We start from the raw sequence: 24,970 nt of genomic DNA, 5'->3' as shown, positions 1-24,970 counted from the left end.
CGGTGCGCGCGGACCTTAAGAAAGGATTTCGCGCTTTTTTGCAGCAGCGCGGATCATTCGCTCCAGCCGGGCAACGTGGCGCGGCCGCTGTCGATCGCGACCGCCTGGATCGGCGCCTTGGCGGGGTCGACCTTTACCAGAAAGCGCCCGCCCGCGACGGCATCGCCCACCGCGACGCCGTCGCGCGTGATCGAAAACCCCTGCGATCCCGCGCTGATCGTCACCGGATCGCCGCGTTTGATGACATAGACCGGCCGCGCCATCGCGACCTCGCTCGGCGTCAGCACCAAGGGTGCGGCACCCTTCGGCGCGGCGACGGGCAGCTTCATCGGTACGTACATCCGCCATTCGGGGCCGGTGCAGGTCACCACCACCGCGTCATGCGCCTCGGAGCGCCACGCCATTGACAGCATCGGACAGGCAGCGAGCTTGAGCCGGCTGTCGATCGGCGTGCGCGCGCCGCCCTCGTCGCCGATCCCGTGCCCGGCAAAGGCGGTCACTGCGCGGTCGAGCGCGGCAGTGTCCTGGAAGGTACGCGGCGCGGTCGCGGCGAGCGGTGTGGCGATGACGAGCATGAGCAAGGGAAGACGACGGATCATCGCGGAGTCCTTTGAGGCGGCAAGATCGGGTTGCCGGACGGCAACGGGGTGCCGGGCCCGGCAAAGCCGGTGGAAACGCTCACCGAGCGACCAGCGGGCCGCGCGGTGGAAACGATCGTCAGGCGATCGGCGGGAACGGCGTGCGCGACGAGCAACACCGTCGCCACCGCGCGCGCGCGATCGGCGGCGAGCATCGCGCCGCTGCCGGTGACGGGATCGACGTCACCCGGCGAGCCATCGACCGCGCCTGCGATCCGCAAGGTCACGCGCCGGTCGCGCGTCGCCTCGCGCGCCCACGCGACCAGGCTGGCGGACGACTGCGTCGGCACGGCCGAGCCGGGCGCGAAGCCGCGCAGCGCGCCGACCGACACCGCGATCGGCTCGGCCGGATCGGCGTGCGCCTTTTCCGTGACGCCAAAGCCCTCGCGCAGGCCCTTGGCGAGTGCGCGGCGGTCGAGCGTCTGGCTCGCCTGCAGGAATACGAAGAAGCCGACGAGCAGCAAGGCGAGATCGGCGAGCGTCATCAGCCAGACCGGGCGGCCCGACGCGAGTTCGGGCAGATCGTCGTCGAGCGCGGCGGCGGTCATGCGACCTCCATCAGCGCGGCACCGCGCGGCCGCTCGCGTGCGGCGAGCGCGATCAGTGGCGGATCGAGCCGCAACCGCTCGATCGCCTCGTCGCGCGCGTGGCGGCGCAGCCGCGCCGCGATCGGCGCGAAAACCAGATTGGCGAGCAATGCGCCGTACAGCGTCGCGAGCAACGCTACCGCCATCGCCGCGCCGATCGCCGATGCGTCCTGCATCTTCACGAACATGCCGACCAGGCCGATCAGCGTGCCGACCATCCCCATCGCCGGCGCGGTCTCGGCGGCGCCGGACCAGAGCTCGGCAGCCGCCACGGCGCGTTCGGTGCGGGCGCGGCGGCGCTGGCGCAGCAGTTCGGCGACATCCTCGCCCGCTGCCCCGTCGACGATCGCGGCGACCGCGGCGGCCATGTCCGGATCGGCGATCACCGAGCGGTCGAGCGCCATCACGCCGTGGCGCTTGGCGATCCGCCCGAACGCGGCGATCTGGTCGAGCAACGGATCGGCGGCGAAGCGCGCGCGCGCCAGCGTGCCGAGCGCGGCAAACCCGCCCGCCAGGTCGCGCGCAGGCGTGCGCAGCACCATCGCCGCGAGCGTCCCCCCGCCGACGATGGCAAAGGCGAGCGGATCGAGAAAGGGGGCGAGGGTGGCTGTCATCGCGGTATGCACTGCAAGGCGCGGGCCAGTTTCACCCCCGCGTCGCCCCGGCGAAGGCCGGGGCCGCTAAGGTGCCGCGCACGACGTCGCCCGCGCGCTGCGCTGACTTGCCCCCCATCGCAGCGGCCCCGGCCTGCGCCGGGGCGACGAACGGCAATCTCTTTGCCGCCCTCCGGCAAGCGTTTGCCGCACTCCCCTGCCGAATGCCGCATCTCGCCCCCACATCGCATTTGGCACGCCCCTTGCTGATACCCCTTCGCGCAATAAGGCGCTGGAGACGGGCGATGCCCAACGACAGTCTGTTCGGAGTACACGGTGCCGCCCTCGAAGTGCGTTCGCAGCGCATGGGCGTGCTCGCCTCGAACATCGCCAACGCCTCGACCCCGGGGTTCAAGGCGCAGGACGTCAATTTCCACAACGCGCTCGCCGCGGTCGAGAGTTCGAGCAGCGGCAACGCCAGCATCACCGGCGCGCTGCAATATCGCGTGCCCTCGCAGCCCTCGCTCGACGGCAACACCGTCGAGCTGGCGACCGAGCAGACCGCCTTTGCCGAGAACGCCGTCGCCTATCAGACGACGCTCTCCTTCCTCAACGGGCGGATCAGCCAGATCACCCGTGCACTGCGAGGCGAATAGAATGGCCGATCCCCTCACGATCTTCCAGGTAGCCGGACGCGCAATGTCCGCGCAACTCGTGCGGATGAACACCACCGCGTCGAACCTCGCCAATGCCGGTTCGGTCACGACCAGTGCCGACACCGCCTATCGCACGATCAAGCCGATCTTTCGCACGCAGTACGACAAGGCCTCGGGCCTCGCGACGGTCAATGTCGAAAGCATCGTCACCGCGGGCGAAAGCCCGAGCAAGCGGTACGACCCGTCCCACCCGCTCGCCGACAAGGACGGCAACGTCTGGGAATCGGCGGTCGATGAAACGCGCGAGCTGGTCGACATGATGGAGACGTCGCGCACCTACCAGAACAATGTCGAGGTCATGCAGACCGCGAAATCGCTGATCCTCGATACCCTCAAGATGGGACGCTAAAAAATGGCTAGCACCTTCGATTCCACCCTCTCCAGCCTCGGCATCAATTCAACCGCGTCGAGCGCCGCGAGCAGCGCGGTCAAAAGTTCGTCGACGTCGCTCGGCACGTCGGATTTCCTCAAGCTGCTCACCGCGCAGCTGCAGAACCAGGATCCCTTCTCGCCGACCGACAACAGCCAGATGGTCGCGCAGCTCGCGCAGATCACCAGCACGTCGGGCATCGCCGACATGGGCACGACGCTGAAGGAGATCCAGACCAAGCTCAACGGCACCAGCACGTCCGATGCGCTCTCCTATGTCGGCAAGAACATCCTGACCGCGAGCGACACCGCATATGGCCGCAGCACCGGCGGCATCGCCGGCGCGGCCGAGATCGCGGGCGATGCCAGCGACGTCAGCGTCTCGATCAAGGATTCGAACGGCCAGCTGCTCAAGACGATCGACCTCGGCGCGCAGAAAGCCGGCGACATCAACTACGATTGGGACGGCAAGACCGCGAGCGGTGCCGATGCCGGCACCGGCCCCTTCACCGTCTCGGTCAAAGCCACCGGCACGAGCGGCAGCGTCTCGAGCCAGAACCTTGCCTGGGCTGCAGTGACCGCTGTCTCGGTTCCCGCCACCGGCAGCCCTTCGCTCAGCGTCTATGGCGTCGGCCAGGTCGCCATTTCCGACGTCCGTCAGGTCAGCTGACCGCCTTTCGCTTTTTTTGAGATTCAGGAGCAAAACCGATGTCCTTCTACACCTCGCTCAGCGGCCTCCAGGCGGCACAGACCGAACTCTCGACCGTCAGCCACAACGTCGCCAACGTCTCGACCAACGGCTTCAAGAAGAGCCGGACCGATTTCGCCGACGTGATCGCCTCGAGCTTTTCGAGCGACCCGACCAAGAGCGTGGGCTCGGGCGTCGTCGTCAAGGCGAACCAGCAGCAGTTCAGCGAGGGCAACCTCAAGACCACCGGTTCGGCGCTCGATCTGACCGTCAGCGGCGACGGTTTCTTCACGGTCAAGACCGCGGGGCTCAATTCCTCCACCGCCTATACCCGCAACGGCAGCTTCAAGGTCGATCCGACGACGCACAACATCGTCGATGCGCAGGGGTCCGCGCTGCTCGGCTATCCGGTCGATGCCAAGGGCAACGCCACCGCGACCGGCGCGGCAGGGCTGACCACGCTCAACCTCGCGCAGACCAGCGGCACGCCAGCGGCGACCGGCAAGGTCGCGCTCGGGGTCAATCTCTACGCCCCCGCCACCGTCCCGACGGCGGCGTTCAGCGCGACCAATGCCGCAAGCTACAACAGCTCGACGACCTCGACGATCTACGATTCGACGGGCAAGGCGAGCACGCTGACCAACTATTACGTCAAGACCGCCGACAATGCCTGGACCGTCCACAGCTTCGCCGGCGACACCGAACTGAGCGTCGGCGGCTCGAAGACGGGCACGCCGGTGACCTTCGGGACCGATGGCAAGATTTCGTCGCCAACCACGCCGATCGCCTATGATGCCTTCACCCCCGCGACCGGCGGGCTGCCGCAGACGCTGACCGTCGATCTGAGCGGTTCGACCCAGGCGTCATCCGCCTTCGCGGTCAACACGCGCAGTGCCGATGGTGCCACCGTCGGCGAGCTTTCGGGCGTCTCGGTCGATGCGCAGGGGATCGTCGCGGCCAGCTATTCGAACGGAGACACCGTCTCGCTCGGGAAGGTCGCCCTCGCCAATTTCACCGACCCGACAGGCTTGCGTCAGATCGGCGACAGCTATTGGTCGTCGACCGGCGTGTCGGGCCAGGCGACGCTCGGCGCCGCCAACGAAAATGGCTTCGGCTCGATGCTGTCGGGCACGCTCGAGGGCTCCAACGTCGATATCACCGAGGAACTGGTCAATCTGATCGCGGCGCAACGCAACTTCCAGGCGAATGCGAAGGCGCTCGATACCGCCAGCCAGATCTCGCAGACGATCATCCAGATCCAGGGCTGACGCGGAGGTAATCGGAGCAGCACATGGACAAATTGGTCTACACCGCGGCCTCGGGGCTCAAGGCGCATCTCGCGTCGCAGGCCGCGATCGCCAACAATATGGCGAACGCCTCGACGATCGGCTTTCGCGCCGATCGCGTGGTATTCGACCGGCTGTCCCTCAAAGGCTCCGATTTCGATACGCGCACGCCGGCCTCGGCCGAAGTGGTCGATGCCGATCGCAAGGCCGGCACGATCCAGCAGACCGGCCGCCCGCTCGACGTCGCGGTGGCAAGCGACAGCTGGCTGACGGTGCAGGCGCCCGACGGGACCGAAGCCTATACGCGCCGCGGGGATCTGGAGGTCGCGCCGTCGGGCGTGCTCCAGACCGGTGACGGCTTCCCGGTGATCGGGTCGGGGGGCCCGATCACCATCCCGCCTGCGCAAAGCGTCAGCATCTCGCAGACCGGCGAGATCTCGATCGTCCCGATCGGCGGCGACGCCAAGAACCCGCAGGTGATCGACACGCTCAAGATCGCCAGCGCCAAGGGGTCGGACACCGTCAAGGGCACCGACAATTTGCTCTACGTGCGCGGCGGCGGCGTGCTCCCCGCCGATGTCGATGCGAAGATCGAGAGCGGCGCGCTCGAAGGCTCGAACGTCAACATGACTCAAGCCCTGGTCGACATGATCGAGAACCAGCGCAGCTACGAGGTCCAGGCCAATCTGATGAAGTCGGCCAAGGACATGGATGAATCCAGCGCATCCGTGATGCGGCTGCCAAGCTAAAGAAGGACAAGACCATGGGTAGTGCAGCCATGCAGATCGCGCGGACTGGGATCGATGCCCAGGACATGCGGATGCGCGTCATCTCGAACAACCTCGCCAACGTGAACACCACGGCATACAAGAAGGACCGCGCGGCGTTCGAGACGCTCGCCTACCAGACGGTGACCGCGCCGGGCGCGGCGAGCTCTTCCGAATCGAAATACGCGACCGGGCTCAACCTCGGCACCGGCGTCAAGATCCAGGGCACCGCGCGGATCGACACGCAAGGGTCCTTCCAGCAGACCAACAACAGCCTCGACATGGCGCTCGATGGCGACGGCTATTTCCAGGTGCAGCTGCCCGGCGGCACGCTCGGCTACACCCGCGCCGGCAATTTCTCGCGCAGCCCCGAAGGGCTGCTGGTGACGAGCGAGGGCTATCAGGTCCAGCCCGGCATCACGGTCCCCGAGGGCGCGACCGCGATCACCGTCGGCACCGACGGCACCGTCTCGGCGACCGTCCCCGGCCAGTCGGCCTCGACCCAGCTCGGCCAGATCCAGGTCGCGAGCTTCCCCAATGCCGCGGGCCTGCTGTCGAAGGGCGACAATTACCTCGCCGAGACATCGGCCTCGGGCGCGGCCAATCTCGGCATCGCCGGGCAGGATGGGCGCGGCAACATCCGCCAGGGCCAGCTCGAAGGGTCGAACGTCAACGTCGTCGAGGAGCTGGTCGACATGATCGAGACGCAGCGTGCGTACGAGGTGAATTCGAAAATGATCACCGCGACCGACGAGATGCTGAAATATGTTAACCAAAATCTGTGATGGTTAACGTCATGAAACCATCCGCTTTCCGAATCGCCTGCGTCGTCACGCTCGCCTTGGTCCCGGCAGGGGCGCAGGCGAACCTGTTCGGCGGCAAGAAGAAGCCGCCGGTCGACTTCACGGCGGCACTCCCGTCGGCCGAGCCCGAGGCGCCCGCGGTGGCGAACGGCTCGATCTTCCAGGCGAGCACCGGCTATGCCGCGCTCTACGAAGGCAGCCGCGCGCGCCGCGTCGGCGACCCGCTGACGATCGTGCTGGTCGAGGCGACCGCCGCCTCCAAATCGGCCAATTCCAAGCTCGGCTCGAGCGGCGGGCTCAGCCTCATTCCACCGACCACTGGCCGGCTCGCCTTGTTCCAAGGCACCGACGTCTCGATGAGCGGATCGCGCACCTTCAACGGCAGCGGCGCCGCCGATCAGTCGAACAGCCTGTCGGGCGAAGTCAGCGTAACCGTCAGCAAGGTGCTGGCGAACGGCACGATGCTCGTCCAGGGCCAGAAGCGCGTCACCCTCAACCGCGGCGACGAGTTCGTCCAGATCAAGGGCTTGGTGCGCTCGGCCGATATCGACGCCAACAACCGCATCCCCTCGACCCGCGTCGCCGACGCGCAGATCGCCTATACCGGTAAGGGCGACGTGGCGCGCGCCAGCCGCCAGGGCTGGTTGAGCCGGTTCTTCTCGGTGGTGAGCCCCTTCTGATGACCCTTTCGCGCTCCCTCCTCCCCGTCACCCCCGCGAAAGCGGGGGGCCCGCTTCTCCTTCGGACCGCGGGCAAGAAGCGGGACCCCCGCTTTCGCGGGGGTGACGGCTGGCGGCTGGTGCTCGCGCTTCTGCTAGGGCTGCTTATCGCTACCCCAGCCTCGGCCGACCGGATCAAGGATCTCGGCGGCTTCCAGGGGATCCGTACCAACCAGCTGACGGGCTACGGCATCGTCGTCGGCCTGCCGGGCACGGGCGACGACAATCTCGAATATACCATCCAGTCGATGAAGGCGGTCGCCTCGCGCTTCGGGTTGCAATTGCCCTCGACCGTCAATCCCGGTCTCAAGAACGCCGCGGTCGTGATGATCACCGCCGAGCTGCCGCCCTTCGCCAAGCCCGGCCAGAAGCTCGACATCACCGTCGCCTCGATGGGCAAGGCCAAGAGCTTGCGCGGCGGCGCGCTGATCATGACCCCGCTGCTAGGCGCCGACAATCAGATCTACGCGATGGCGCAGGGCAATCTCGCGGTCGGCGGCCTTGGTGCCGAGGGCAAGGACGGCTCGACGATCGTCGTCAACATCCCCTCGGCCGGCCGCATCCCCGAGGGTGCGACGGTCGAGCGTGCGGTCGCGACGGGGTTCGAGAACAGCCCGACGCTGACCTTCAACCTGGCCCGCGCCGATTTCACGACGGCGCAGAACGTCGCCGGCGCGATCAATTCGCGGCTCGGCATGGGCACCGCGCAGGCGACCGATGCCGTGTCGGTCGCGGTCCGCGCACCCGTTGGCGGCGACATCCGCGCGACGCTGATGAGCGAGATCGAGAATCTCGACGTCGTCTCGGCCGAGCCGAGCGCGAAAGTAATTGTTAATGCCCGGACGGGAACGGTCGTTATCAACTCTGCGGTCCGCGTCGGCACCGCCGCGGTGACGCACGGCAAGCTGACCGTGCGGATCGACGAAACCGAAAAGGTCAGCCAGCCCCAGCCGTTCAGCCAGGGTCAGACCACCAAGCAACAGAAGTCGGCGCTTGCGGTCGATGAGGAGAAGCACCCGATGTTCCTGCTCCAGCCGGGCCCCAAGCTCTCCGACGTCGTCAAGGCGGTCAACGCGATCGGCGCCTCGCCCGCCGATCTGGTCGCGATTCTCGAGGCGCTCAAGGAAGCCGGTGCGCTCAAGGCCGAGCTGATCGTGCTGTGAGCGACGTCCCCGCCCTCCCGCCTACGCCCGCGCCGACGACGGGCATCAGCGTCGATACCAGCCGCCTGCAGAGCCGCGCCAATCTCGATGCGGCGGGCAAGAAGTTCGAGGCGGTGTTCACCGGCATGATGGTCAAGTCGATGCGCACCACGCATCTGGTCGATGACGATCTGTTCGGCTCGAAGGGCATGGACACCTTCAAGGACATGCAGACCACGCAGATCGCGCAGAACATGGCCGATCACGCTCCGCTCGGGATCGGCAAGGCGATGACCGCCTTCCTCGCCAAGTCGCAGGCCGCGCTGCAGCCCGCGGCCGAACCGCAGGCGGAAGGCACGCCGCAATGAGCGACTTGCTGGGCATCGGCGCGAGCGGGGTGAAGGCGTATCAGACCGCGCTCACCACCGTGTCCGAGAACATCGCCAATGCCGCGACGCCTGGCTATGCCAAGCGTACCGCCGACCTGCGCGAAGTCGCGCCCGCCACCGGCATCAGCAGCGGCAGTCGCCTCGCCGTCGGGCAAGGCGTCCTCGCCTCCGGAATCACCCGCTCGGCCGATACGCTGCGCGCCGCCGATGTCCGCAACGCCAGCGCCGATCTCGCGCGCAGCGACACCAGCGTCGAATGGCTTGGCCGGATCCAGACCGCGCTGACCGGCAATCAGTTGGGCGACCAGCTCGGCAGCTTCTTCAACGCCGCCAAGTCGGTCGCCGCCGACCCGACCGCATCGGCGCCGCGCTCGACGATGCTCGAACAGGCCAAGACCGTGGCCGGCAGTTTCTCCGCGACGGGCACGGCGCTCGACAGCCTCGACACCGATCTCGACACCACCGCGACCCAGGCGGCGACGACGCTCACCACGCTCGGCGCAGCGCTCGCCAAGGTCAATGACGGGCTCGGCCGCGCGCAATCCGGGTCGAGCGGCGCGGCGCAGCTCGCCGACCAGCGCGATTCGATCCTCGACCAGATAAGCGCGATCAGCGACGTCTCGGTGACGACCGACGCCGCAGGGCGCGCCAGCGTCAAGCTCGGCGATGCCGGTGGTCCGGCGCTCGTTGTAGGCAATCAGGCGGCGAGCGTCAGCTTCTCGCGCGGCACCGACGGCGTGATCGCCTTCAGCCTGCAGGGACAGAACGGCGCCACCGCGGTAACCGCATCGGGCGGCGCGCTCGCCGGCATCGCCGAAGCCGGGACGCGCATCGCCGATGCCCGCAAGCAGCTCGACGCGATCGCCACGGCCTTCACCAGCGGCGTCAATGCCGTCCAGGCGCAGGGCGACGATCTGTCGGGCACCAGCGGCGCGCCGCTGTTCGCGACCGGCACGAGCGCGACCGACATCTCCGTCGCGCTGACCGATCCGAACGGGATCGCCGCCGCCGCCAAGGGCGCAGGGAGCCGCGACACCGCCAATCTCGCCAATCTCGCCACGCTGCGCACCACCGGCGCGTTCGAGAGCAAGACCACCGCGCTCGTCTCGAACAATGCCGCCACGCTCGCCAGCCGCCAGCAGGTCGCCGACGCGCAAGGGTCGATCCGCGACACCGCGGTCGCCGCGCGCGATGCCGTATCGGGGGTCAATCTCGACAGCGAAGCGGTCGACCTGCTGCGCTTCCAGCAAGCCTATTCGGCGTCGAGCCGCGTGATCCAGGTCGCGCGCGACACGTTCCAGTCGATCCTCGACATTCGCTAGGACCCGCCATGCAGATCGGCACCAACCAATTCTACAACACCGGATCGTCGCAACTGTCGAAGCTGTCGGCCAAGGCCGACACGCTCAACACGCAGATCGCGACGACCAAGAAATTCACCGATCCTTCGGCCGACGTCGTCGCCTATAACCGGCTCTCGACGATCAAGCAGGCGAATGCCGACAGCAAGGCCTATGACGGCAATGTGACGCTGGCGAAGTCGCTGCTCACCCAGTCCGATTCGACGCTCACCGCGATCAACACGCAGCTCCAGCAGGCGGCCGAGCTGACCACCCAGGCAGCGACCGGCACGCTGAGCGACTCCAACCGCAAGATCATCGCGACCCAGCTGCAAGGCATTCGCGACGAGCTGGTCAGCCTCGCCGGCACCAAGGATGCGCGCGGCCAGCCGCTGTTCGGCGCGGCGACGGGGACGAGCGCGGTGACGCAGGGCGCCGACGGCACCGTCAGCTTCGGCGGCACCGGCGAAGTCTCGGCGATCCCGGTCGCCGACGGCACCAATATCCAGGCGGCCGACAGCGCGCAGCGCGTGTTCGGCAATATCCCGACCAGCGACGGCGGGACGACCGACGCCTTTGCCCTCCTGTCCAACTTCATCTCGGCGCTCAACGCCGGCGGCGACGTATCGAAGGCGTCGGCGACCGCGGCCGACGGGCTCACGAGCGCGCAGACGCAGGTCAGCGCGGTCCAGGGCTCGGTCGGCGCGCGCGCGGCGCGGCTCGACATCGTCTCGTCGCAATCGACCGACGCCGCCGGCGCGCGCGAGCTCGATCGCTCGGCGCTCGAGGATACCGACCTGTCGACCGCGATCGCCGAACTGCAGAAGACGATGACGATCATCTCGGCGACACAGGCGAGCTTCACCAAGCTCGGCTCGCTCTCGCTGTTCGATTATCTCAAGTAACTCCCTCTCCCAGCGGGAGGGAGCGGCGAAGCCGCGGACGGGTGAGGGTCTTCACCGTGCGCGACTTGCCCCTCTCCCAAAGGGCGGGAAGAAGAAGAAACACCCTCTGGTTAACTGCTTGAACACCAATCCGCGCTAACCCTTTGAGACCAGAGCTTGGGTCCTGTTGACCCGTCAAACCAAAGGCCATTATCCCGCATGTTTCCGGTCATCGGCATCGTCGTCCTCCTCGTGATGATCTTCGGCGGTTTCGCGATCACCGGCGGCGCGCTCGGCCCCGTGATGGAAGCCATTCCGCACGAGATGCTGATCATCGGCGGCGCCGCGGTCGGCGCGCTGATCATCGGCAATTCGATGAAGGAGCTGAAGGCACTCGGCGGCGGGTTGATGAAGGTCTTCAAGGGCCCGAAATACAAGAAGCAGGATTATCTCGACGTCATCTTCCTCGTCAGCAAGCTGATGAAGATGTTGCGCACCGAAGGCCCGATCGCGCTCGAACCGCATGTCGAGGATCCCGCCTCCTCCGCCGTGTTCGCCGAATATCCGCGGCTGCTGTCGGATCACGCGCTGACCAATCTGATCGCCGACACGCTGCGGCTCGTCGTCGTGTCGTCGGGCACGCTCGACGTCCATGCCGTCGAGGACGTGATGGACAATATGATCAAGACCCACCACCACGAGGTCGAAGGCCCGCAAGGCACGATCGCGACGCTCGCCGACGCGCTGCCAGCACTCGGCATCGTCGCGGCGGTGCTCGGCGTGGTCAAGACGATGGGCTCGATCGACAAGCCGCCGGCGATCCTCGGCGCGATGATCGGCTCGGCGCTGGTCGGCACCTTCATGGGCGTGTTGCTCGCCTACGGTATCGTCGCCCCGCTCGCCAACCGGCTGAAGCAGGTGCTCGACGCCGATGGCGCGATCTATCATGTCGTCAAGCAGATCATCATCGCCTCGCTCCACGGCCACCCGCAGCCGCTCGTCATCGAAGCGGCACGCTCGGGCATCGCGCATTCGAACCAGCCGGGCTTCGCCGAGGTGTTCGACGGGTTGCGGGGGCGGTAAGCGTGACGGATTTCCCGCGAAGCCGCGAAGGCGCGAAGAAGAGTGGGTTCACGCGGAGCCGCGGAGACGCGGAGGTGTCGCTCCCGATAGCCTCGGCAGCGCTCCAACATTGCCGTGCGGAAGACGAAAGCGCGCTGACGCGCCTGCATCCTGCTTTGCGGGAACTGCGCGCTCTGCGCTGCCGCGCAAACGCCTCCTTCTTCCTCCGCGTCTCCGCGTCTCCGCGTGACTCTTCGCTTCGCGCCTTCGCGCCTTCGCGTGAAAACCATCCGGCAGGACAAGGCTGATGGCCGCCGCCCGCGCCCCGCACGGCGCCAACGTGCCGCCCAAGATCATCTACAAGAAGGTCTATATCGAAGGCCATGGCGGCCATCACGGCGGCGCCTGGAAGGTCGCCTATGCCGATTTCGTGACGGCGATGATGGCGTTCTTCCTGCTGATGTGGCTGCTCGGCGCGACCAACGAAAAGCAGCGCAAGGCGCTCGCCGATTATTTCTCGCCGACGCTCGTCCAGATGAAGGAAAACAGCGCAGGCTCGAACGGCATCTTCGGCGGCGATTCGATGACCTCGAAGGACAATTACGCGCACCGCGCCTCGCAGACCGGCACGCGCTCGATGACGATCCCGGTCGAGGCGATCGGCGGCGACCAGGTCGGCACCGGGCAGAAGGGCACGCTCAAGGACAAGGCGATCATGGCCGAGGATCGCAAGAATTTCGAAGCGATGAAGCATGCCATGACCAAGTCGATGGCGACCAACCCCGCGCTCGCCCGACTCTCGAAGCATGTCCGCTTCGTCAAAACGAATGACGGGATGCGGATCGACTTGCTCGACGATGCCGATTATTCGATGTTCGATCTCGGTACCACTCAGCTCGATCCGCGCGCTTCGGCGCTGCTCGGGGTGATCGCCACATCGATCAAGGGAACGCAGAACCCGATCATGATCCGCGGCCACACCGACAATCTGGGCTATGGCGATCCGCTCGCGATGAACAATTGGATGCTGTCGAGCGCACGCGCCGAGGCGACGCGGCGTCGGCTCGCGGCGGGCGGGCTGCCCGACTCCCGCTTCAACCGGATCGAGGGCGTCGCCGACCGCGAACCGATGATCAAGGAAAACCCGTCCGACCCGCGCAACCGCCGCGTCGCGATCACCCTGCTCTACCGCGCCAGCACCTTCGGCCAGTGACGCTCCCCGCCCCCCGTCTCGAGCGGTGGATCGGCTGGAGCGTCCAGGCCGCGCTGGGACTGCTCCTGCTCTACGGCCTGACCGCGATCCCCGACATGATCACGCGCTGGGGGATCAGCTTCGCGGCGATCGGCGCGATCGCCGGCTGGATCGCGCTGGCGGCAACGGGCTTCCACATGCTGCGCGAGCGGCCGGGGGTCGCGCCGGTCGCCGCGCTGGCGGTGGCGGTGATCGTGATGCGCAGCGCCTTTGCGCTGCTCGCGGTCGGCCGGACCTCGACCGGCGATCCTAACGCCTATCTCAACCTCGCCAAGGGGCTGCTCGCCGGGCACGGGTTGCTGATCCACGATCCGTTCACCGACACGAGCTGGCACGCGCTGTTCCCGCCGCTCTATCCGCTCGTGCTGGCCGGCTGGGGCGCGATCTTCGGTTTTAGCACCGCGTCGGTGCTGACACTCGGCACGCTGACCGATGGCGCGACGGCGGTGCTGCTCCTCGCGCTTGGCACGCGCCTGGGCAGCGCGGTCGCCGGGCGCCGGACTGCGTGGCTGTATCTCGTCTGGCCCTCGGTGCTGTTCTCCGCCCCGCTCGCGCAGAAGGAGTCGCTCTGCGCGCTGCTCATCCTCGCGCTGGCGCTGGCGTGGATCGACCGGCGCGCGGGGTGGCGCGGTGCGCTTCGCCTCGGGCTGCCAGCCGGATTGCTCGCCTTGACCCAGCCGGGTCAGGCGCCGCTCGCGGGTCTGTTCGGAGTCGTCCTGGTCGGCCGGATCGGGCTGTGGCCGATGCTGCTCGCCGGGGTGCGCGGCGGCCTCGTCGCGATAGTCGTGCTGCTCCCCTGGTGGGTGCGCAACGCGCTCGTCCTCCACGCCTTCGTGCCGCTGACCACCGCGAGCGGGCCGAGCCTGTGGATCGGCAACAACCCCACCGCCACGGGCAATTGGCAACCCCCGCCCCCCGAACTCAAAGGGCTGCCCGAACTGGTCTATGCCAAGCGGATCAAGGCGATCGCGATCGTGTGGATCGAGACGCACCCGTTCGGCTTCGTTCGCCTCACCCTCACCAAGTTCGTCCGCGCGTGCGGCATTTCGCAATTCGGCGTCACGCGGCTCGTCGCGATGGGTCCGCCCTTCCCGCGCGTGCTCGCCGCTGCCTTGTGGCCGCTGTCGCTGCTGTCGCACCTTGCCGCATTGGGCGGGGCCGCCGCCATGCTCGGGCGTCGCATTCCCTTCACGCTCGTCCTGCTGCTAGCGGCGTGCGGGCTGCAACTCCTGCTGTTCGGCGTGTGGTTCGAATTCGGCGAGCGCCACCGCGAATTCGTCACGCCCTTTCTGCTGCTCGCCTTATGCTGGTCGTTTGCCCCGGCAGTGGTTGAGAAAGCGCGGGCGACGCCCTAGCTTGGCACAGTGAAGAACGCCGTCACCGCCCGTATCGCCGACGGCGTCGCCGCCATCCCCGCGGCCGACTGGGATGCCTGCGCCGGCAGCGCAAACCCATTCGTCAGCCATGCCTTCCTGTCGATCCTCGAGTCTTCCGGCAGCGCACGGTCGCGCACCGGCTGGCAGCCGATCCCGATCATCGTCGACGGCGCCGACGGCAAGCCCGCCGGGATTGCGCCCGCTTACGCCAAGAGCCACAGCCAGGGCGAATATGTCTTCGATCATGCCTGGGCCGATGCGTGGCAGCGCGCCGGCGGATCCTATTACCCCAAGCTGCAGATCGCGGTGCCCTTCACGCCGGCCCCGGGCCCCCGGCTGCTGCTGCGCGATGCCGACCAGGCGCCCGCGCTCATCGCCGCGATCGAGGCGGTGACCGACCAGCACGGCTTGTCCTCGGCGCACGCCACCTTCGTCGCGCCCGAGCAACTCCCCGCGTTCGAAGCGGCGGGCTGGCTGATCCGCGAGGGGACGCAGTTCCACTGGCAGAACCAGGGCTATGCCGATTTCGACGGGTTCCTGGGCGATCTCGCCAGCCGCAAGCGCAAGGCGATCCGCAAGGAGCGTGCGGGCGCGGTCGAGGGGCTGACGATCCGCCACATCTCGGGCGCCGACATCAGCGAGGCCGATTGGGACGCCTTCTGGGTGTTCTACCAGGACACCGGCGCGCGCAAATGGGGCCAGCCCTATCTGACGCGGCAGTTCTTCACGCTGCTCGGGCAGACGATGCCCGAGCGCGTCCTGCTGATCTTCGCCGAGCGCGACGGACGCCCGATTGCGGGTGCGCTCAATCTGATCGGCGAGGACACGCTCTACGGCCGCTATTGGGGCTGCACCGAGGACGTGCCCTTCCTCCATTTCGAGCTCTGTTATTATCAGGCGATCGACGCCGCGATCGCGCGCGGGTTGAAGACCGTCGAAGCCGGCGCACAGGGCGAGCACAAGCTCGCGCGCGGCTATGTCCCCGTCCCCACCTGGTCGGCGCATTACATTCCCGATGCGGGCTTCCGCCGCGCGATCGCCGATTTCCTGGTGCGCGAACGCGCCTCGGTCGAATCCGACCAGGAATTTCTCGGCGCGATGACGCCGTTCAAAAAGGGTTAGAACGGCGTCGGGCGGGGGCGTGCGGTCTTGAGCGCGGCATCGCTGATCTCGATCCCGCGCTGGCTGTGGTCGATGCGGAACAGCACGCTGCTCCCGTCGCGCCAGATCGGGATCAGCCCCTGGTTGAACTTCGCATCATAAGCCGGCGGGCGGATCAGCCAGACATAATCGAACGCGTCCCGCGGAAAGCGCGCCATTGCCTTGCTGATCGGGCGCCACCATTCGCGCGGGCATTGCACGCTCGTCACGATCTCCGAGGGGTCATGCGCGAAACGCTTGGCACGCGCATATTTGACGGTGAGCAATTGCGCCCCCGCCATCGACCATTGATCGTTGGCATAGGCCGCCTTGCGCTCGAGCGCGATCGCGGGGAGATGCTCGAGTCGCGTCATCGTCCACGGCGCGCCGCATTGCGCGCCGACAAAGGTGATGAGCTTGGCACCGACCGGCAGACGATCGAGCGCCTTCAGCTCGCGATCGTAATCCTGCGCGAACATCCAGAAACTCGCCGTCCCCGCCGCGATCCGCACCAGCACGAAGGCGAGCCCGAGCGCCGCGATCGTCGCGCTGCCGCGGATCGACAGGCCCTTTTTGGGCCGCACCGCAATCACCGCAATCGCCAGCATGAACGGCGCGAGCCGCATGTCGGCATAGGCCGAGCCGAACACGATCCGCGGCAGCAGGATGTACACCGCGAGCAGGAACAGCGCCGACAGGGCGAGATTGCGCGAATATTCGACACTCGGATCGCGAAAACCGCGGAACAGGATCAGCAGCAGGATCGCCATCCCGGCAATGTCGAAGGTGATCCAGCGATCGCGCAGCGCCATCGTCATATAGCCGATCTTGGCGCGCCAGTTGAACCAGTCGCCCGTCTCGCCGCCGACATGCGCGCCGCTCCGCCACACCACCATCAGCACGACGGGCAGAGCGAGCGGAACGCACCCGACGCCGGCGCGCAGCCACGCCTTGATCCAGCTCAGCGGCCCCCGATCGACCCGCGCATCATGCTGGCGCACCATCTCGGCCGAACAGGCGAGCACGCCGAGCACGCCCCAGCCGAAAGTATGCGCCACCCAAATGACGCACGACAGCGGCACGAAGATCGCCGCCCGCAAGCCGAAGCGCTTGTGCCGCGCCAGCCGCAGCCACAGCGCAAACGCGTTGAGCGCCAGCGCCATCGAGAAGGCGAAGTTCACGAACCCGAACTGGAAGGCGTAGCTATACGCCAGCGGCAGCGCGAACAAGGCGGTCGGCGGGATGCGGCCATGCACCTCGCGCGCGATCCACAGCAGCCCCGTCACGGTCATGACCGGGATCGTCATCACCAGCAGTTTCACCGCCAGCTCGAGCCCGAACAGCTTGGCAAGCGGGATGATCAGGATGTCGATCCCGAGATTGCCGATCAGCTGCCAGTTGAAATTGTACCAGTCCGACAGCCACGGATATTCGTCGCGCGACAATTGCACGCGGTAGCGGCCCATATGACCGGGCAGATCGACCAGCGGCGGGATGTCGGGCCGCAGCAAGGGGATGATCGCGATCAGCGCCATTACGGCGACGAACCAGCGCGTCTGCCACCAATGTAGATCGTTCGAAGTCTCGTTCGGCATGGTAGCGCCTTACCGGCGAAACGGGGGATGCGACAAGCGCAGTCGCGCGTGGCGGCGCGGCGCATGCCACACACTCGGTCGCTGCCGGCCGCCTACCCTCTCGATCTTGTCCCGCATTTGCGCGGTCTTACAGCGCGCGCCGCTCTGAAAACAAGCGCGTGTCGATGCGGTAGAGGGCAAAGGCGGGATCGCGGCGCCCGATCGGCACGAGCCAGTTCGGCGCCTGCCCGTGGCGCAAGGCGTGTGCGAGCGACGTTCCAGCAGCCGTGTCGAAACTGTCGCCGCACATCGCGACATAGCGCACGTGCCAGCCCTGCGCGATCGCCGCGGCGTGTGCCGGGTCTCCCAGGAAGAAGCGATAGACCGCGAGATTGCCTGCCACATTGCGCGGATAGGGCGCCCCGACAACGCGCAAGGACGTCGCGCCGATCGCATAGCCGCCGAGATCGAGCGGTGCGAGCAAGCCGCCGGGGGGCAGGCCGCGTAGCGTCGCGAGGGTTGCCGGCGCGGTGCAGCCGCCCGGCGCCGCGCTGGCGTCGCCGCCGCGCGTCGGGCCAAGCGCCTGCGCCGCAATCGGATACAGCATCCCCGCCGAGGCGAACCACGCCCCGATTACGGTCATCGCACCGCGGGCCCGCGCCGCCGCGATCACCGCCGCCAGCCCCGGTGCGGCGAGGATCGCGCCGGCATAGGCCGCGCGCAGTTCCACGCCGCTCAGCAACACTGCCGCAAGCTGGACGGTCAGCAGCGCCGCCCAGCGCCGGTCGCGCGTCGCCTGCAGCCGCCAGCCGCTCGCCAGCACGCCCGCAACCATCACCCCGGCATAGCCGATCGCGGTCGGCAGCGGCGCCGTGAAGATCGATTGGGCATCCCCGACCTGAACGCCCCATAGTCGGACGAGCAGCGGATCGATGCCGCCACCGGGCGCGAGACATTCGGGCGCGACCAGCACGATTCCCGTTCCGATCAGCGCGACGATGATCGCGCCGAGCACCGCGCGCGTCGCCGGGCTGGCGATGTCGCGCGCGGCGAGCGCCATGCCCATCGGCGCAAACGCTGCGATCACCGCGGCGCGCCATACGGTGACGGTGAATCCGTCGCACACCGCGTCATTCCACAGCGCCGAGCGGAACACGATCGATGCGGCCAGCAACCCGGCGCCGAGCCCAATGCCGAAGCCCATCATCCGGTCGTCGGCGCCGGCACGCGCGCGCAGCCACTCGATCGCCATCGCCGCTCCCGCCGCAGCGAGCAGCGGCACGGTCTCGGTGCCGACGACCACGCCCGCCGCCGCCGCGAATCCTGCGACCAGCCCAGGTTCGATCGCCGGGCGCGCGACGAGCGCGCGGATCACGATCAACAGCAGGACGATCTGCAGCCCATGCGGGTCGATCCGCCCCGGCAGGAAGATCGTCGTGGTGGGAAAGGCGATCGCGGCGACGACGGTCGCAGTGCGAGCGATCGCGCTGCCGCCGAGCACGCGCGCGATCCGTGTGACCAGCAGCAACGCGACAGCGAACAAAGCGGTCGGCCAGACGATCACCGCAACCAGTTCGGCGAGCGGCGCCCCCAGCAGCGGCGTCAACCCGGCGATGATCGCGCCCGGCACCAGATCGGGCAGACGCGACCATTGCAGCGCAATGCCGGGCGCGGCGCCGAGGCGATGTTGGCGCAGGTCGGCGAACCCCTGCCCTGCGAGCCAGTCGCGAACCTGTTGCAGCCGCAGCATCGCATCGGCGTCGGGCAAATGCAGCGCCGACAGGGCGCCCCAATCACGCCACGCCCACACCGCCCCCAGCAGCAGCGCCAGCGCGAACGCAGCCAGCGCGTCGCCGCGGAGGGTCAATCGGGAGTCGCGAGCGTCCATTGCGAGCGCTTTAGACGCGTGGGGTTAAGGCGAGGTTAGATCGCGCAAATTTTGCGCCCCGCCCACCCGCGACGATGGTTTTTCAGCCCCTTACCGGCCGCTTGGCTCAGCCCTGGTCGCGCCGCCCAAGCAAGCGCAGCCGCAGTGCCTGCAGCTTGATGAAGCCTGCCGCATCGCGCTGGTCATACGCACCCTGGTCGTCCTCGAAGGTCACGACCTTCTCCGAATAGAGCGAGAAGGGCGATTTGCGCCCGGTGACCGAGACGTTGCCCTTGTAGAGCTTCAAGCGGACGGTGCCCGTCACCTTGGTCTGGCTATGGTCGATCGCCGCCTGCAGCATCTCGCGCTCGGGCGAGAACCAGAAGCCGTTGTAGATCAGCTCGGCATAGCGCGGCGCGAGCTCGTCCTTGAGATGGGCAGCACCACGATCGAGCGTCAGCTGCTCGATCCCGCGATGTGCGAGGTGATAGATCGTCCCGCCCGGCGTCTCGTACATGCCGCGCGACTTCATGCCGACGAAGCGGTTCTCGACCAGATCGAGCCGGCCGATGCCGTGACGGCGGCCCATCTCGTTGAGCGTCTCGAGCAAGGTCGCCGGCGACATGCCGACACCGTTGATCGCCACGCCGTCGCCGCCCTCGAAGTCGATCGTGATGACCTCGGGCTCGTTCGGCGCGTCTTCCGGGTTCACCGTGCGCGAATAGACGTAATCGGGGACCTCGTCCCACGGATCCTCGAGCACTTTGCCTTCCGAGGACGTGTGCAGCATGTTGGCGTCGGTCGAGAAGGGCGCTTCGCCGCGCTTATCCTTGCTCACCGGGATCTGATGCTGCTCGGCGAACTCGATCAGCTTGGTGCGGCTGGTGAGGTCCCACTCACGCCACGGCGCGATCACCTTGATGTCGGGCGCGAGCGCGTAATAGCCGAGCTCGAAGCGCACCTGGTCGTTGCCCTTGCCGGTCGCACCGTGGCTGACCGCGTCGGCATTGAGCATCCGCGCGATCTCGATCTGGCGCTTGGCGATCAGCGGCCGCGCGATCGAGGTGCCGAGCAGGTACAGCCCCTCGTAGAGCGCGTTGGCGCGCATCATCGGGAAGACGTAGTCCTTGACGAACTCCTCGCGCAGATCGTCGATGAAGATGTGCTCGGGCTTGACGCCGGCCGCCTCGGCCTTCTTGCGCGCGGGCTCGAGCTCTTCGCCCTGGCCGAGATCGGCGGTGAAGGTGACGACCTCGCACTTGTAGGTCTGCTGCAGCCATTTCAGGATTACGCTGGTGTCGAGTCCGCCCGAATAGGCGAGGACGACGCGGTTGATGGAATCGGTCATGGCTGGCAGCTCCAGGGACGTGCAGGGAACGCGAGCGCGTCTAGGGCGCGAATGCCGCGCGCACAATAAGGATGCTCGGCCTTAGCGTCGCGCGGGTCAGAATCGGGCGACCAGCGTCACCGGCACGATATGGTCCATCCGGTCCTCCGCGTCTCGCCGGCGGACGTAGCGGTTCATATAGCCGATATCCGCGGTCAGCTTCGGCGCGAGCGGCACGTTGAGGCCGACGAAGTTGCGCACTTGGTCGAACCCCGCCGCCTGGCCGAACGGCGTCGAGTTGAACGCGACGAAGCTTTCGCTCGACAGCACGAATTGCGTGTTTTGCCGGTCGATCGGCGTGGTGTAGCGCAGCATCTGGCGCAGCCGGTGCCCGGTCCCGGCGCGCCCCTCGACCCAGCGCTGTTCGAGCCGGGTGCGCGACACCAAAGTCCCGCCCGCGACCTTGCCCAAATTCCACATCGCCTGCTGCACCGCGCGATGCTCATGTGTTGCGGCGCGTCCGGTCGGGTTGCTGGCGGTGAAAGTGTAGCCGCCCCAAAGGCTGAGTGTCTTGGTCGCCTGCACGCCGACCAGCGGGCGGATCAGCACCGTCGGCGAATCGGTCCCGCGATCGCTCATTCGCAGCGACCCGTCGACCCAGCCGAGCACCTTGCCCGACACCGGGCCGTACGCCCAGAACGACGCCCATGCTTCGCCATCCTGCTCCTGCGCAGATGCGGCTGACGGAAACGCCGCCAGCAGCGTCAGCGAGACAAGGCACGCGATCGTCTTCATCCAGATCCCCTCCTCCCGGCAGCGGCGCCTAAGACATCACATCAAGCGAACACGGCACAACCAACATCTGCTTTGCCGGTGCACGATCGCCACGCAACCAGCCTGTGGCCGATCGCCGCTTACGCCTGAACCCGCAGCGCCCGCTCCGTCTCGACGATATAATCCCGCGTGATCGGCAGGACGTGGCGGTTCTTGGCGAACTGCACCTGGTAATTGACCATGCTGCCATAATGGAACGACTGCCCCGCGCCGGCGAGGTAGAATTGCCACATGCGATAGAATCGCTCGTCATACAGCGCGACGATCTCGTCGCGCGCGGCGACGACGCGGTCGTACCATTGGTCGAGCGTGTAGCCGTAATGCAGCCGCAGCACCTCGATATCGGTGATCATGAAGCGCAGGCCTTCGTTGGCCGACACGATCTCCGACAGCGCGGGATTGTAGCCGCCGGGGAAGATGTATTTCGCGGTCCACGAATCGGTCACGCCGGGCCCGCCGGCGCGGCCGATCGTGTGGAGCAGCATCACGCCGTCATCGGTCAGCATATCACGGCACTGGCGGAAGAAGGTGGTGTAGTTCGCCGGGCCGACATGTTCGAACATGCCGACCGAAACGATCCGGTCGAATTTGCCGGTCACGTGGCGATAATCGATCAGCTCGAACCGCACCTTGTCGGCGACGCCCGCCGCTTCGGCGCGTTCGCGCGCGACCTTGAGCTGTTCCTCGCTCAGCGTCACGCCGAGGACCTCGGCGCCAGTCTGCTGGTGCAGGTACAGCGCCATACCGCCCCAGCCGCAGCCGATGTCGAGCACGCTCATGCCGGGCGCGAGCGCCAGCTTGGCGGCGATGTGCGCCTTCTTGTCGGCCTGCGCCGCTTCGAGGCTGTTGGCGGGATCGGTGAAATAGGCACAGCTATATTGCCGGTCGGCATCGAGGAAGAGATCGTACAGCCGGTCCGACAGATCGTAATGATGCGCGACGTTGCGCTTCGACTGGCGCGCCATGTTGATCCGCCCGAAGCGCAGCGTCACCGCCTGGACCGCGCGCGTGAACGGCGACGGCGCGAGCGCGTTGTTGCCCGCTTCCCACGGATCGTTCTTCATGAGCAGCTTGACGAGATCGCGCGCGTCGCCCTGCTCGATCACCATCCGGCCGTTCATATAGGCCTCGCCCGCCCCGATCCCGGGATCACGGACGATCGCGGACGCCGCGCCCGCATCGGTGAAGCGGATCACGACATCGGGAAAGCCGGCGTGCGAAGTGCCGAACTGGCGGATCTTGCCGTCGGCATGGTGGACGGTGAGCGTGCCGCGCTTGACACGCTTGGCGAGAAACAAGTCGATAAGAGCCATATACGCGGGCATTTATCAATTAGATGCCGGCATACCAATCGTAATCTATCGCGTCCTCCCAATAGCCGCCCTTGCCCTTGCCGATGCCGGCAAGCGAGGCGACCGCGTCGATCCGCATGATGTATTTGGCCTGCTTATAGCCGAGCTGCCGCTCGACCCGTAGCCGCACCGGCGCGCCGTGGCCGACGTCGAGCCGGTGGCCGTTCATCCCCCAGGCGAGGATCGTCTGCGGGTGGAAGGCGTCGATCAGGTCGATAGATTCGTAATAATGCTCGCCCGAGAACAGATCGGCGCAGGTGAACACGACGTAGCGCGTGGTCGTGCGCACATCGGCGGCCTTGAGCACCGTGCCGAGCAGCGGCCCGTGCCATTGGCCGATCGCGCTCCATCCCTCGACGCAATCGTGGCGCGTGATCTGGCTGCGCGCCGGCATCGCCTGCAGCTGCGCGAGCGACAGGGCGAGCGGGCGGTTGACCAACCCGCCGACCTGCAACCGCCACTGCGCGAACTGGTCGGCGACCATCGCATTGTAATCGGGCGTGCCGGGGTTGCGGGTGCCGTTGGTGCGGAAGAAGGGCGACATCTGGTCGGGGCGATATTCCCTGGCCAGGCTGTCGCGGTTCGACAGCGCGCGCTGCAGCCCCTCGTTGATCTTCTCGCCCGAAAACAGGATTTTTCGCAGGGCGGGCGTATTGGCGACCTGGTCGCACCCGCTCAACAGCGCGCCCGCGCCCAGCGCGCCGGTGGTGAGCAACGCGCGCCGCGTGATGATCCCGCTCATGCCGCTTCCTCCGCGTGATCGTCTGGCACGCGCCACCAGCCGGTCACCATCGACTTCACCTCGGGCCAGGCGCCGGCGAGGATGACGAGCACCAGATGAACGATGATGAACACCACCAGCCCCGACGCCGCGATGAAATGCACCGATCGCGCCGACGCGCGCCCCCCGACCACCGCGAGCAGCCACGGCCACGCCGCGGTCATCGCCGGTGACAGCGCCAGCCCCGACACGATCATCGTCGGGATCAGCCCGAAGATCGTCAGCGCGTAGGACAGCTTCTGGAAGATGTTGAACGCGGTCGGATGCTTCGGGTCATGGAACCGCAGCGCGAGATGTTCCTTGAAATCATGCCAGAGATAGGCGGGCGCAAGCTCGCGCAACCGGATCCGCAGATCCTTCTGGAAGTGCCGGTTGATCAGGCTCGCCACCATGAAGGCGAGCAGGCCGAACCCGAAGACCAGCGCGAACAGCAGGTGCCACCGCCGCGCGATCGCCAGATTATACCCCGCCGGGATCGTCAGGTACGACGGCATGTGCGGCGGGTTGAACCAGGGATGATCCCAGTTCGCGCCATATTCGCCCCAATAGAGATGCGGATGCGCGTTGAGGATCGTCAGCCCGCTACCGATCATGATGACGATCGTCACCGCATTGACCCAATGCCAGATCCGCGTCGCGAGGCGATGCCGATAGACTCGCGTGGCTGGCGGAACAGCCCCGAAGGCGGCGGGTTGAGCTGGAGCTGGCTGGGGTGCGTCGGTCATGCAGATCCCTATTCGCGCCGCGATGCGGCTCGGTTACACCCTAGTCGCTCGCACGCCCCTGCGAAACCGCAAACACTCTTTATAAACCTGAGGCAAGGGCCGTCCGATCATGTCCGACTTGCATTTCTACGAACCGCGCAATGGCCATCGCGACGTCCCCGGCCTCGCGCACGATCCGCTAAACTCGATCGTCGCGCCGCGCCCGATCGGCTGGATCAGCACGCTTGCAGCAGACGGCACGCGCAATCTCGCGCCGTACAGCTTCTTCACGCTGCTCAACTATCGCCCGCCGATCGTTGGCTTCGCCTCGATCGGCTGGAAGGACAGCGTCGCCAATATCACCGCGATGGGCGAGTTCGTCTGGAACCTCGCGACGCGCGACCTCGCCGCGCCGATGAATGCGAGCGCGGCGATGGTCGCGGCGGGGGTCGACGAATTCGAGCTCGCCGGGCTCGAGGGCGCGCCCTCGCGGCTCGTCGCGCCACCCCGCGTTGCGGCGAGCCCGGTCGCGTTCGAGTGCCGCCACACCCAGACACTGCGCTTGCAGGGCATCGATGGCGCCGAGATCGACACCTGGCTGATCCTCGGCGAGGTCGTCGGCATCCACATCGCGCCGCATCTGATCGAGGACGGCGCCTATCGCACCGCCGCTGCCCGCCCGATCCTGCGCGGCGGCGGCCCGGGGGATTATTTCGAGATCACCGAGGACGCGCTGTTCAAAATGCGCCGCCCGGCCTGAACCAGGGATAGCCCCTCACC

The 24,970-nt window shown here is 67.2% G+C and carries 26 protein-coding genes; 16 read left to right on the top strand and 10 right to left on the bottom strand.

What is annotated here, in order from left to right; translation table 11 throughout:
- Positions 1-53: 53 nt before the first annotated feature.
- The 3 genes from EAH76_RS20870 to EAH76_RS20860 are packed head-to-tail and all read right to left on the bottom strand — an operon-like array spanning position 54 to position 1,839.
- On the bottom strand, positions 54-599 hold the full coding sequence (locus tag EAH76_RS20870; RefSeq protein WP_194151056.1) for a flagella basal body P-ring formation protein FlgA: 546 nt from the start codon (positions 597-599) through the stop codon (positions 54-56).
- A complete protein-coding gene (locus EAH76_RS20865; protein ID WP_140852199.1) occupies positions 596-1,186 on the bottom strand; it encodes a flagellar motor protein MotB in 591 nt (196 codons plus the stop codon). The genes EAH76_RS20870 and EAH76_RS20865 overlap by 4 nt, the downstream gene beginning before the upstream one ends.
- On the bottom strand, positions 1,183-1,839 hold the full coding sequence (locus EAH76_RS20860) for a motility protein A (protein ID WP_140852198.1): 657 nt from the start codon (positions 1,837-1,839) through the stop codon (positions 1,183-1,185). The genes EAH76_RS20865 and EAH76_RS20860 overlap by 4 nt, the downstream gene beginning before the upstream one ends.
- Positions 1,840-2,123: 284 nt before the next feature.
- On the opposite strand from EAH76_RS20860, the gene flgB reads away from it, so the two are divergent.
- From flgB to EAH76_RS20785, 15 genes are all read left to right on the top strand, one after another.
- A complete protein-coding gene (flgB, locus tag EAH76_RS20855) occupies positions 2,124-2,474 on the top strand; it encodes a flagellar basal body rod protein FlgB (protein WP_140852197.1) in 351 nt (116 codons plus the stop codon).
- Position 2,475: 1 nt separating this feature from the next.
- Entirely contained in the window at positions 2,476-2,883 is a 408-nt protein-coding gene (flgC, locus tag EAH76_RS20850; protein ID WP_140852196.1) for a flagellar basal body rod protein FlgC, read from the top strand.
- Between the two features lie 3 nt (positions 2,884-2,886).
- Entirely contained in the window at positions 2,887-3,573 is a 687-nt protein-coding gene (locus tag EAH76_RS20845) for a flagellar hook assembly protein FlgD (protein WP_140852195.1), read from the top strand.
- Between the two features lie 38 nt (positions 3,574-3,611).
- The gene (locus EAH76_RS20840; RefSeq protein ID WP_140852194.1) at positions 3,612-4,859 is read left to right on the top strand and encodes a flagellar hook protein FlgE; all 1,248 of its coding nucleotides are present in this window, start codon (positions 3,612-3,614) and stop codon (positions 4,857-4,859) included.
- A gap of 23 nt (positions 4,860-4,882) precedes the next feature.
- Positions 4,883-5,626, top strand: a complete 744-nt coding sequence (locus EAH76_RS20835) for a flagellar basal body rod protein FlgF (RefSeq protein ID WP_140852193.1) — start codon at positions 4,883-4,885, stop codon at positions 5,624-5,626.
- Positions 5,627-5,640: 14 nt separating this feature from the next.
- Positions 5,641-6,429 carry a flagellar basal-body rod protein FlgG gene (flgG, locus tag EAH76_RS20830; RefSeq protein ID WP_140852192.1) on the top strand — a complete coding sequence of 263 codons (789 nt, stop codon included), beginning with the start codon at positions 5,641-5,643 and terminating at the stop codon, positions 6,427-6,429.
- Between the two features lie 11 nt (positions 6,430-6,440).
- Positions 6,441-7,127 carry a flagellar basal body L-ring protein FlgH gene (locus EAH76_RS20825; RefSeq protein WP_140852191.1) on the top strand — a complete coding sequence of 229 codons (687 nt, stop codon included), beginning with the start codon at positions 6,441-6,443 and terminating at the stop codon, positions 7,125-7,127.
- A gap of 119 nt (positions 7,128-7,246) precedes the next feature.
- Complete coding sequence (locus EAH76_RS20820) at positions 7,247-8,329, top strand: flagellar basal body P-ring protein FlgI (RefSeq protein WP_431358003.1); 1,083 nt, start codon at positions 7,247-7,249, stop codon at positions 8,327-8,329.
- Positions 8,326-8,676, top strand: coding sequence for a rod-binding protein (locus EAH76_RS20815; RefSeq protein ID WP_140852190.1), 351 nt, complete (start codon positions 8,326-8,328; stop codon positions 8,674-8,676). Before EAH76_RS20820 ends, EAH76_RS20815 begins: the two co-directional genes overlap by 4 nt.
- Positions 8,673-10,019: a flagellar hook-associated protein FlgK gene (gene flgK, locus EAH76_RS20810; protein WP_140852189.1), complete on the top strand. Its 1,347-nt coding sequence runs from the start codon at positions 8,673-8,675 to the stop codon at positions 10,017-10,019. The genes EAH76_RS20815 and flgK overlap by 4 nt, the downstream gene beginning before the upstream one ends.
- Before the next feature lie 8 nt (positions 10,020-10,027).
- Complete coding sequence (locus EAH76_RS20805) at positions 10,028-10,942, top strand: flagellar biosynthesis protein FlgL (RefSeq protein WP_140852188.1); 915 nt, start codon at positions 10,028-10,030, stop codon at positions 10,940-10,942.
- A 198-nt stretch (positions 10,943-11,140) separates the two neighbouring features.
- Positions 11,141-12,004, top strand: a complete 864-nt coding sequence (gene motA, locus EAH76_RS20800; protein WP_133191621.1) for a flagellar motor stator protein MotA — start codon at positions 11,141-11,143, stop codon at positions 12,002-12,004.
- A gap of 286 nt (positions 12,005-12,290) precedes the next feature.
- Entirely contained in the window at positions 12,291-13,196 is a 906-nt protein-coding gene (locus EAH76_RS20795) for a flagellar motor protein MotB (protein WP_140852187.1), read from the top strand.
- Positions 13,193-14,590 (top strand): glycosyltransferase, encoded by a 1,398-nt coding sequence (locus EAH76_RS20790; RefSeq protein WP_241659818.1) that lies wholly within the window; start codon positions 13,193-13,195, stop codon positions 14,588-14,590. Before EAH76_RS20795 ends, EAH76_RS20790 begins: the two co-directional genes overlap by 4 nt.
- Positions 14,591-14,599: 9 nt before the next feature.
- Entirely contained in the window at positions 14,600-15,733 is a 1,134-nt protein-coding gene (locus EAH76_RS20785) for a GNAT family N-acetyltransferase (protein WP_140852186.1), read from the top strand.
- Here the strand turns inward: EAH76_RS20785 and EAH76_RS20780 are convergent.
- From EAH76_RS20780 to EAH76_RS20750, 7 genes are all read right to left on the bottom strand, one after another.
- A complete protein-coding gene (locus tag EAH76_RS20780; RefSeq protein ID WP_140852185.1) occupies positions 15,730-17,346 on the bottom strand; it encodes a hypothetical protein in 1,617 nt (538 codons plus the stop codon). The two genes, EAH76_RS20785 and EAH76_RS20780, sit on opposite strands and share 4 nt — an antisense overlap.
- Positions 17,347-17,473: 127 nt before the next feature.
- Entirely contained in the window at positions 17,474-19,213 is a 1,740-nt protein-coding gene (locus EAH76_RS20775) for a hypothetical protein (protein WP_140852184.1), read from the bottom strand.
- A 106-nt stretch (positions 19,214-19,319) separates the two neighbouring features.
- Entirely contained in the window at positions 19,320-20,540 is a 1,221-nt protein-coding gene (locus tag EAH76_RS20770; RefSeq protein WP_140852183.1) for an argininosuccinate synthase, read from the bottom strand.
- Positions 20,541-20,636: 96 nt separating this feature from the next.
- The gene (locus EAH76_RS20765) at positions 20,637-21,314 is read right to left on the bottom strand and encodes a DUF2490 domain-containing protein (protein ID WP_140852182.1); all 678 of its coding nucleotides are present in this window, start codon (positions 21,312-21,314) and stop codon (positions 20,637-20,639) included.
- Positions 21,315-21,433: 119 nt separating this feature from the next.
- On the bottom strand, positions 21,434-22,666 hold the full coding sequence (locus EAH76_RS20760; RefSeq protein WP_140852181.1) for an SAM-dependent methyltransferase: 1,233 nt from the start codon (positions 22,664-22,666) through the stop codon (positions 21,434-21,436).
- Positions 22,667-22,685: 19 nt separating this feature from the next.
- A complete protein-coding gene (locus EAH76_RS20755) occupies positions 22,686-23,447 on the bottom strand; it encodes a molybdopterin-dependent oxidoreductase (RefSeq protein WP_140852180.1) in 762 nt (253 codons plus the stop codon).
- Positions 23,444-24,211 carry a cytochrome b/b6 domain-containing protein gene (locus EAH76_RS20750; RefSeq protein ID WP_140852179.1) on the bottom strand — a complete coding sequence of 256 codons (768 nt, stop codon included), beginning with the start codon at positions 24,209-24,211 and terminating at the stop codon, positions 23,444-23,446. The genes EAH76_RS20755 and EAH76_RS20750 overlap by 4 nt, the downstream gene beginning before the upstream one ends.
- Positions 24,212-24,320: 109 nt before the next feature.
- On the opposite strand from EAH76_RS20750, the gene EAH76_RS20745 reads away from it, so the two are divergent.
- A complete protein-coding gene (locus EAH76_RS20745) occupies positions 24,321-24,950 on the top strand; it encodes a flavin reductase family protein (protein ID WP_140852178.1) in 630 nt (209 codons plus the stop codon).
- Positions 24,951-24,970 lie beyond the last annotated feature (20 nt).

It is taken from the genome of Sphingomonas glacialis (genome assembly GCF_006439055.1).
Lineage (GTDB): Bacteria > Pseudomonadota > Alphaproteobacteria > Sphingomonadales > Sphingomonadaceae > Sphingomonas > Sphingomonas glacialis_A.
The sequence above is the reverse complement of the archived record's forward strand: the minus strand, read 5'-3'. Positions and strand labels throughout refer to the sequence as shown.

Bases quoted from the DNA above. Each gene is read 5' to 3' on its own strand.
- EAH76_RS20770 (WP_140852183.1), bottom strand. From the start codon at position 20,540: ATGACCGATTCCATCAACCGCGTCGTCCTCGCCTATTCGGGCGGACTC.
- EAH76_RS20860 (WP_140852198.1), bottom strand. From the start codon at position 1,839: ATGACAGCCACCCTCGCCCCCTTTCTCGATCCGCTCGCCTTTGCCATC.
- EAH76_RS20780 (WP_140852185.1), bottom strand. From the start codon at position 17,346: ATGCCGAACGAGACTTCGAACGATCTACATTGGTGGCAGACGCGCTGG.
- flgC (WP_140852196.1), top strand. From the start codon at position 2,476: ATGGCCGATCCCCTCACGATCTTCCAGGTAGCCGGACGCGCAATGTCC.
- EAH76_RS20760 (WP_140852181.1), bottom strand. From the start codon at position 22,666: ATGGCTCTTATCGACTTGTTTCTCGCCAAGCGTGTCAAGCGCGGCACG.
- motA (WP_133191621.1), top strand. From the start codon at position 11,141: ATGTTTCCGGTCATCGGCATCGTCGTCCTCCTCGTGATGATCTTCGGC.
- EAH76_RS20805 (WP_140852188.1), top strand. From the start codon at position 10,028: ATGCAGATCGGCACCAACCAATTCTACAACACCGGATCGTCGCAACTG.
- EAH76_RS20825 (WP_140852191.1), top strand. From the start codon at position 6,441: ATGAAACCATCCGCTTTCCGAATCGCCTGCGTCGTCACGCTCGCCTTG.
- EAH76_RS20845 (WP_140852195.1), top strand. From the start codon at position 2,887: ATGGCTAGCACCTTCGATTCCACCCTCTCCAGCCTCGGCATCAATTCA.
- EAH76_RS20840 (WP_140852194.1), top strand. From the start codon at position 3,612: ATGTCCTTCTACACCTCGCTCAGCGGCCTCCAGGCGGCACAGACCGAA.
- EAH76_RS20795 (WP_140852187.1), top strand. From the start codon at position 12,291: ATGGCCGCCGCCCGCGCCCCGCACGGCGCCAACGTGCCGCCCAAGATC.
- EAH76_RS20755 (WP_140852180.1), bottom strand. From the start codon at position 23,447: ATGAGCGGGATCATCACGCGGCGCGCGTTGCTCACCACCGGCGCGCTG.
- EAH76_RS20835 (WP_140852193.1), top strand. From the start codon at position 4,883: ATGGACAAATTGGTCTACACCGCGGCCTCGGGGCTCAAGGCGCATCTC.
- EAH76_RS20765 (WP_140852182.1), bottom strand. From the start codon at position 21,314: ATGAAGACGATCGCGTGCCTTGTCTCGCTGACGCTGCTGGCGGCGTTT.
- flgG (WP_140852192.1), top strand. From the start codon at position 5,641: ATGGGTAGTGCAGCCATGCAGATCGCGCGGACTGGGATCGATGCCCAG.
- EAH76_RS20745 (WP_140852178.1), top strand. From the start codon at position 24,321: ATGTCCGACTTGCATTTCTACGAACCGCGCAATGGCCATCGCGACGTC.
- flgK (WP_140852189.1), top strand. From the start codon at position 8,673: ATGAGCGACTTGCTGGGCATCGGCGCGAGCGGGGTGAAGGCGTATCAG.
- flgB (WP_140852197.1), top strand. From the start codon at position 2,124: ATGCCCAACGACAGTCTGTTCGGAGTACACGGTGCCGCCCTCGAAGTG.
- EAH76_RS20775 (WP_140852184.1), bottom strand. From the start codon at position 19,213: ATGGACGCTCGCGACTCCCGATTGACCCTCCGCGGCGACGCGCTGGCT.
- EAH76_RS20870 (WP_194151056.1), bottom strand. From the start codon at position 599: ATGATCCGTCGTCTTCCCTTGCTCATGCTCGTCATCGCCACACCGCTC.
- EAH76_RS20865 (WP_140852199.1), bottom strand. From the start codon at position 1,186: ATGACCGCCGCCGCGCTCGACGACGATCTGCCCGAACTCGCGTCGGGC.
- EAH76_RS20750 (WP_140852179.1), bottom strand. From the start codon at position 24,211: ATGACCGACGCACCCCAGCCAGCTCCAGCTCAACCCGCCGCCTTCGGG.